The organism is Paenibacillus whitsoniae (assembly GCF_003955665.1).
Taxonomy (GTDB): domain Bacteria; phylum Bacillota; class Bacilli; order Paenibacillales; family NBRC-103111; genus Paenibacillus_E; species Paenibacillus_E whitsoniae.
Window position 1 is genome coordinate 20981 of the sequence record NZ_RXHU01000077.1, and the last position, 6715, is coordinate 27695.

A 6715-nucleotide genomic window follows, 5' to 3' on the forward strand; every position below is an offset into this window, starting at 1 on the left:
AAACCAAATGGTTTCGCATTTATTTGTGGCTCCAGTGCAAACTAAGAACTGGATAAGCAAGGAGGAAAGCGACCCGCATGCAGGAAGAATTGTTGAAAAAGCTGCGCTACAAACAAGGACGAGCCCTTGTGCTGCAAGCGCCCGAAGGCTACAAACTCGGTGTCGAGGAGGCAGGCGACCCGAGCGGGAAGTATGCGTTCGTTCAGTTTTTTGTCCATAACGCTGCAGACGTCGATGCCTGGATTCATCAAGCGATTGGGTACGCCGAAGAGGAGGCCCTGCTCTGGATCACGTATCCGAAGCAAAGCGCCAAAGTGAAGACCGACATCAACCGCGATAGTCTGTTCGGCATCATCGATAAGGGCACGGCATACACCGTGGTCAGCAATGTTGCTGTTGATGACAAGTGGTCTGCGCTGCGGCTGCGCCATAAATCGAAAGTGAAAAGCCGTGCTTAAAGCAACTATACATTTTATATCTAGGAGGCACTCCCCATGGAAAATCAAACTAATCAACTGACTGACATCGTTCAAACTCTTGTACTTAATGCACCTGTGCAAAAGGTCTGGAACGCCGTAGCGACATCTGAAGGCATCGCGGCCTGGTTCATGCCGAACAACTTCAAGCCCGAGCTCGGGTATGAATTCCATCTGGAAGCCGGCCCATTCGGCAAATCCCCCTGCAAAGTAACGGAGCTGGACGAGCCGAACCGTCTCACGATCAATTGGGGCAAGGATTGGTTCCTGCGCTTTGATCTGAAAGACCTTGAAGGCAAAACCGAATTCACCCTCACCCACGGCGGCTGGGATATCGACAAGGTGACGGAATTCGGTCAACCGCACGCACAAGTTCGCGAAATCATGGCCCAAGGCTGGTCGGGTATGGGGCCAAAATTGCGCGCTTACGTCGAAGCCTAAGATGGCCGCCCCGCAGAAACACGATGTGTTTCAGGCGATCGCCGATCCCACCCGCCGTGAAGTTTTGCATTTGCTCGGCGATCAGGAGCTGCCGGTGACGGTGATTTCCGGACATTTTCCGATGAGCCGGACGGCGGTATCGAAGCATTTGCGCATTTTGGCTGACGCCGGGCTGGTCAAAGAACGCAAGGTCGGCCGCGAAACCCGGTACCGATTGGAGGCGACGCCCCTCATGGAGCTTAAGCGCTGGCTGAACTACTACGAGCGTTATTGGGACAACAAGCTTCAAGCGCTCAAACGATTCGTCGAAGAGGACGAAGTCCCCGGCGAACGTGCAGGCTTGCAAGCCGTGGAGCCTGAGAAAAGAAAGACATAAGGCATGCGCGGAAGCAGCCGCCAATACCGCTTGCGGAGCGCAGCTCCCACGGGAGCGACTGCCTGCTGCAAGCTGCCGTAACGAACAACAACCAACCATCTCCTTGCCTTTGTGGCGAGGCTGATGGTTGGATTTTTTATGGTTACAAAAAGTAATTAACTTACTTGACATAACCACCAACAGTGGCGTATCATAATTGTAAAGTAACTAATCAAATGAAAGTAGAAGGAGTGTTTCTCATGATCTCTCCGATTTTTGTTGGCCACGGTTCACCGATGATGGCTATTCAACATACGCCGTGCACCGAGTTTTTGCTGGAGTATGGCAGCAAGCTCGCGCCGAAGGCAATTGTCATTTTCACCGCTCATTGGGAGACGGATACGCTTACCATTTCCTCCACCGACGATATTTATGACACGATCTACGATTTCGGCGGCTTCCCGGACGAACTGTTCCAGATCAAATATCCGGCGCGCGGCGATTCGGCGTTGGCGAAGTCTCTTGCAGAGCGGTTTGCCGCCAAGGGCATCACTACCCGCCTCGACACCCAGCGCGGCCTGGATCACGGCTCGTGGGTGCCACTGCTGCGCATGTTCCCGACGCCAATCTGCCCGATCGTGCAGATTTCTGTGAATCCATACCTGCCGCCTGCCGAGCAGTACCGCATCGGCGAAGCGCTGCGCGGGCTGGATCAGGAGGATATCCTGGTCGTTGGCAGCGGCGCCACCGTGCACAACCTGCGGGCACTCAACTGGGGCGCAACGACGCCTGACGCGTGGGCGCTCGAGTTCGACGAGTGGCTCATCGCCGGACTGGAGGCCCAGAACCTGCCGTCGCTGTTCAACTATGCGGAGGAAGCGCCCCATGCTCGGATGGCGGTGCCGCGGCCGGAGCATTTTGTACCGCTGTACCTGGCCATGGGCAGCGGAGATCCGGCGCGGAAACCGAGCGTCATCCACCGCAGCTATGAGCTCGGCTCGCTGAGCTACTTGGCTGTCTCGTTTTAATTCCGGACCGGCATAAAACTGACAAGGCTGCGCAACCTAGTAATCCAGGCTGCGCAGCCTTGTTGGCGTCTCTGGGCTCGACAGCCGATTCTGGATAACCCGAGGTGCATCCACTTTGACATGGACGACCCGCCTGTTGCAAGGCCTGCTTGCTGTCGCGTTTATTGGTTTCGGCTTTTTAAAATTGTTCGCCCACCCGCTCCAGGTGGATGCATTCACGGGCACTTACGGATACAGCGTCAGCTTTATGTATCTGGTCGGGGCTGTCGAGCTCGCGGCGGGGGCCGGCCTCGTGCTCGGTTTTTGGCAGCCGCGGGTCGCACTCTTCGCCGTCGGCGTCATCGCGCTCATCATGGCCGGCGCCATGATGACGCACGTCCGCTCCGCGGCGAGCATGCGGACGTCGGTGCCGCCGCTCATTTTTCTCGCGATGGCGCTGTGGGTCATCGCGGCGGGCTACCGGCGCCGGGCGCGCGCGCGGTAACGGGGCTGCGGCAGCCTCGGCGCCAGCAGTTATTTTAAATAAAAGTGGTAAACCACCTTTATTCGTAGATCCGAGCGGTTTTCCAAGGAATTAGGAGTGGCTAACCACTCTTATTTCCTCGGAAAACCGCTTTTTTGCTCGCGCTCCGCGGAAATAGAAGCGGTTTACCCCCGCAATTTCCGGGCATCGCAAGCTTTTAGAAAAAATAAAAGCGGTTTACGGGTTAACCCCCAATATTGTCCAATTAGGAGGTTAGAGGGAACGCTAGTATGCTGAAGGGACCTATAGTTAAGAGTGGCCAGACCCTCTTAGCGGAGCGAAAATGGCCCATTTCACAAATTAGAAGGGGCTAGGCCCTCTTAATTCTAGTTATTTTACGGGAACAGGCCTAGATTGCTTCCCTTAAGAGTGGCCAGACCCTCTTAGCAGAGCGAAAATAGCCCATTTTCACAAATTAGAAGGGGCTAGGCCCTCTTAATTCTAGTTATTTTACGGGAACAGGCCTAGATTGCTTCCCTTAAGAGTGGCCAGACCCTCTTAGCGGAGCGAAAATGGCCCATTTTCACAAATTAGAAGGGGCTAGGCCCTCTTAGTTCTAGTTATTTTAAGGAAACCGGCCCAAGCTGCAGCCGTTAAGAGCTAGCGGTTTCCCCCTCTTATCAGCCCCGCACAAAAAAAGAGACCCGACAGCAACGGGCTGCGGGGTCTTAAGGTATATATATTTAAAAGGGGGTCGACTTTTAGTATAGGGGCCGAACCTTAAAACAACCTGAAATCCGCATGTCATTTGCGTTACAATTGATCGCCCGATTGTTACGCGGAGGTTACTTTTTCCTTCACTGGCACATACAGGTCCATTTGGAGCTCAGTGTGCAGGTCCGCGTGGCAGCGCTCGTCGTACAGTTCAAACTCCGCCAGCCCGGCATGCTCGTACCCGGAATGCGGGAACCACTCGGCGTAGACGGCTTTCCATGTGCTCTGGATCGAATCCGAGAATTGCGCGGGCGCCACCTTCGGCGTTGTAAACACCGCGTAGCGCGCTTCCGGAAACTCGCGGCACACAAGACCTTCGGGAACACCTTCAAAGTCGGTCGCCTCCATGCCGATGATGTACGTCAAGTCACTCGTCTCCAGATTAAAATCCGCACAAATGCCGATTTCCACCGGACGGCCGGTATGCACGCGATTCGGAATGCGGCACCCCAGTTCTTCGCGCATATACGCTTGCCAAAAAGCAGGAATATCCCGCAAGTTCTGCCCTTCCTTACACGTAGTACGCAGCTCGTAGCCGATGAGCTTGAATGCAGGTTTGGTCACAATTTGAAATTCCATCCGAATGCCTCCTAAATAGGAATTAAATTTCCGATCCAGCACGTTCACCCGCGGGTAATCCGGTGTGCGTATGCCCTGTTTGCGATAAGCAGCCGGCGTACGCTCGAACATCTTTTTAAAGGCGCGGGTAAAATTTTCGTGGGATTGAAATCCGTTGTCCAGGGCGATGTCGATCAGCCGGAGATCCGTATGCGCGATCTGATAAGCTGCCCGGGCCAGCCTTCTTTTGCGCACATACTCAATGACCGCTTCACCGACCATCATTTGAAACACACGATGAAAATGAAACGGAGAGAAACAAGCGACGCTCGCCAAGCCCTCCACCGTTAGTGGTTCTGTAAGGTACGCCTCTATATAGTCCAGCGTTTTTTGAATCCGCACCTCATAGTCCGTGTCCATCGTGTGCCCCCTTCAACGTGATACCCCTAGTGTACGGGAAACCGAAGCAGTCTTCTTGACGATTCTTGCTAACGTGCGTCGACTCTGCGCTCTACTCCCTATCCCGCCTTCCAGCTGCCGCGAGACGGCACCGAGTACGTCCGGTACTGCAATCCCTCTGTGATCTCCAGGCAGTTCAGCTGGTAGCCGTACGGGCAGCCGCCGTCGATGCCGATTTTGTCACTTTCAAACCAGACGTCGCCTTTGCCGTGCAGATCCATCGTTGTCGTATGCCCGAACACCACCGGCTTGTCCACTACCGTCCGCTGCTGCAAAAACGGCGCCCTGATCCAGATAAAATCGCGCTCCGGCTGCGTTTTCCAATCTGTATAAGCCGGATTTAGGCCCGCATGGACAAAGATATGTGTCTCCGTCTCATAGTACAGGGGAAGACTACGCAAAAAATCAATATGCTCACGGCACGTTGCGCGGATGCGCTCCTTGGACTGCTGGATGTCCAGCAGTTTGGAACCGCTGAAACTCTGGAACGTCTGAATGCCGCCGTGCTCGAAAAACTTCATCTCCGTCACGTTGTCCGTTTCACCCAACACTTCGAGAAAGCGAGCGTCATGATTGCCCTTGATCGCAATCGCTCCGTGCTCCCGCACGAGCTTCATCACATGCTCTACGACCTCTTTGCTCGCCGGACCACGGTCCACATAGTCGCCGAGCAGAATGAGCCGATCCTCTCCAGGTTTGTAGCTGACCTTCTCCAACAGTGCTTTAAACTCCGCCGCACAGCCGTGGATGTCGCTGATCGCTAATGTTCTTGCCATAGATGCCCCTCCCGATGACCGTCTGTCAATTATCCTCTCATTCTATCATAGATTGTGAGGTTCGGGCGGGAAATTGTTGTTGGCGGATAGAAATGCAGCAGAAAAAGAAAAGGCTCCCGCCGACCACTGCGCAAACATCTTTGCCATGGGTTGAATCCAACAGAAAAGCAGGCCTCACGGCCTGCTTGCTGCTAATTCATGAACTGGACGGCTTCCAGCATCCGTCCGAGCATCACCGCCGCCTCGGCGCGCGTAGCCTCCGCGCCGGGGGCGAATCTTCCGCCGGACACGCCCTGGGCGATGCCGGCGCCGACGATCTGGTCGACGGCGTCACGCGACCAGAGGCTGATCGCTGCGCGATCCGCGAACTGCGGCGCAGCTTGCGTCTTCACAGTCGCGCCGGTCAAAGCGACCGCGCGCGCCACCATGACGGCCATCTGCTCGCGCGTAATGCGCGCGTCCGGCTGGAAGCGGCCGTCCTCAAAGCCTTGCACGAGGCCATGCTTCGCGGCCGTCGCCACCACACCCGCGTACCAGTCGGACGCGGCCACATCTTGGAATGCGGCTGAACCTGCCGCCGCATTCAGCCCCAGCGCGCGCACGAGCAGCGCAGCAAATTCCGCGCGCGTCACCGCGGCATCCGGCGCAAACGAACGTGCGCTCACGCCTTGAACGACGAGCTTGGCGGCGAGGCGCTCGACGTCTTGTTGCGACCAGTGGCCGGCGATGTCGTCAAAGCTGCGGACGCTTTGGACAACGGCGTAGACACTGTTGCCCGGTCGCTTCATCGTGACGACGGTTTTGCCGTCAATCACAGCGAAGGTTGCCGGCACAAAATTCATCGCGCCGGTAGTGTCGTCAATCCACACCGCCGTAGCGCTGCCGCTATCCACCGTGCCTTCCAGCGTCAAGCTGCGCGTTACATACAGGGTGCCAAAATCATTCACTTGCACCTGCTTGCCGCCCGCTTCCACCGTCACCGAGAACTCGTACGGCTCGCCGAGCAATGTGCCGCCGTTTGTCTTGCTCAGCGCGGCAATTTTCTCCTTCTGCGCTCCCGATACTTGTGTCAACGCAATGCGGATGTCCACACTCGATGCCTCCACACCAAGCTCCTTCGCTGCCTGCGCCACATCGACGGCCCTCAGCGGCAGCACATAGCTGACGCCTTGTGCCGATAACGCAAGCTGCGTGCCTCCCGCCGCACTTTGCAGCGCGCTGCCCGGTACAATGACTTGCGCCGAAGCCGTAGAGTCGGATACTTCAACGTTCACGGTGTTTGCACCCGCAGGCTGCTTCGCCAACAGTTGCAGCGCTTTGTCGAGCGTAGCCTTGTCGAGCGTCAGGCTGGCCACGTCTTGGCCGCCTACGTTCTCGATGGTCGG

At 56.2% G+C, this 6715-nt stretch carries 8 protein-coding genes; 5 read left to right on the forward strand and 3 right to left on the reverse strand.

All coding sequences use genetic code 11. The annotated features are described in order from the left end of the window. The first annotated feature begins 77 nt into the window (after positions 1–77). From EJQ19_RS23655 to EJQ19_RS23675, 5 genes are all read left to right on the forward strand, one after another. Positions 78–458, forward strand: coding sequence for a hypothetical protein (locus EJQ19_RS23655; protein ID WP_126143716.1), 381 nt, complete (start codon positions 78–80; stop codon positions 456–458). A gap of 36 nt (positions 459–494) precedes the next feature. Then, positions 495–917 carry an SRPBCC family protein gene (locus EJQ19_RS23660; protein ID WP_126143717.1) on the forward strand — a complete coding sequence of 141 codons (423 nt, stop codon included), beginning with the start codon at positions 495–497 and terminating at the stop codon, positions 915–917. A 1-nt stretch (position 918) separates the two neighbouring features. Beyond that, on the forward strand, positions 919–1293 hold the full coding sequence (locus tag EJQ19_RS23665) for an ArsR/SmtB family transcription factor (protein WP_126143718.1): 375 nt from the start codon (positions 919–921) through the stop codon (positions 1291–1293). A gap of 239 nt (positions 1294–1532) precedes the next feature. Beyond that, positions 1533–2300, forward strand: coding sequence for a DODA-type extradiol aromatic ring-opening family dioxygenase (locus tag EJQ19_RS23670; protein WP_126143722.1), 768 nt, complete (start codon positions 1533–1535; stop codon positions 2298–2300). Between the two features lie 115 nt (positions 2301–2415). Continuing rightward, a complete protein-coding gene (locus EJQ19_RS23675) occupies positions 2416–2784 on the forward strand; it encodes a DoxX family protein (RefSeq protein ID WP_164716689.1) in 369 nt (122 codons plus the stop codon). Positions 2785–3597: 813 nt separating this feature from the next. On the opposite strand, the gene EJQ19_RS23680 is transcribed toward EJQ19_RS23675, so the two are convergent. The 3 genes from EJQ19_RS23680 to EJQ19_RS23690 form a co-directional block, all read right to left on the reverse strand. Beyond that, positions 3598–4515 carry an AraC family transcriptional regulator gene (locus EJQ19_RS23680; RefSeq protein WP_126143720.1) on the reverse strand — a complete coding sequence of 306 codons (918 nt, stop codon included), beginning with the start codon at positions 4513–4515 and terminating at the stop codon, positions 3598–3600. A gap of 98 nt (positions 4516–4613) precedes the next feature. Beyond that, the gene (locus tag EJQ19_RS23685) at positions 4614–5330 is read right to left on the reverse strand and encodes a metallophosphoesterase family protein (RefSeq protein WP_126143721.1); all 717 of its coding nucleotides are present in this window, start codon (positions 5328–5330) and stop codon (positions 4614–4616) included. Between the two features lie 191 nt (positions 5331–5521). Continuing rightward, on the reverse strand, positions 5522–6715 hold a 1194-nt coding region (locus tag EJQ19_RS23690; RefSeq protein ID WP_164716690.1), incomplete at its 5' end, for an S-layer homology domain-containing protein.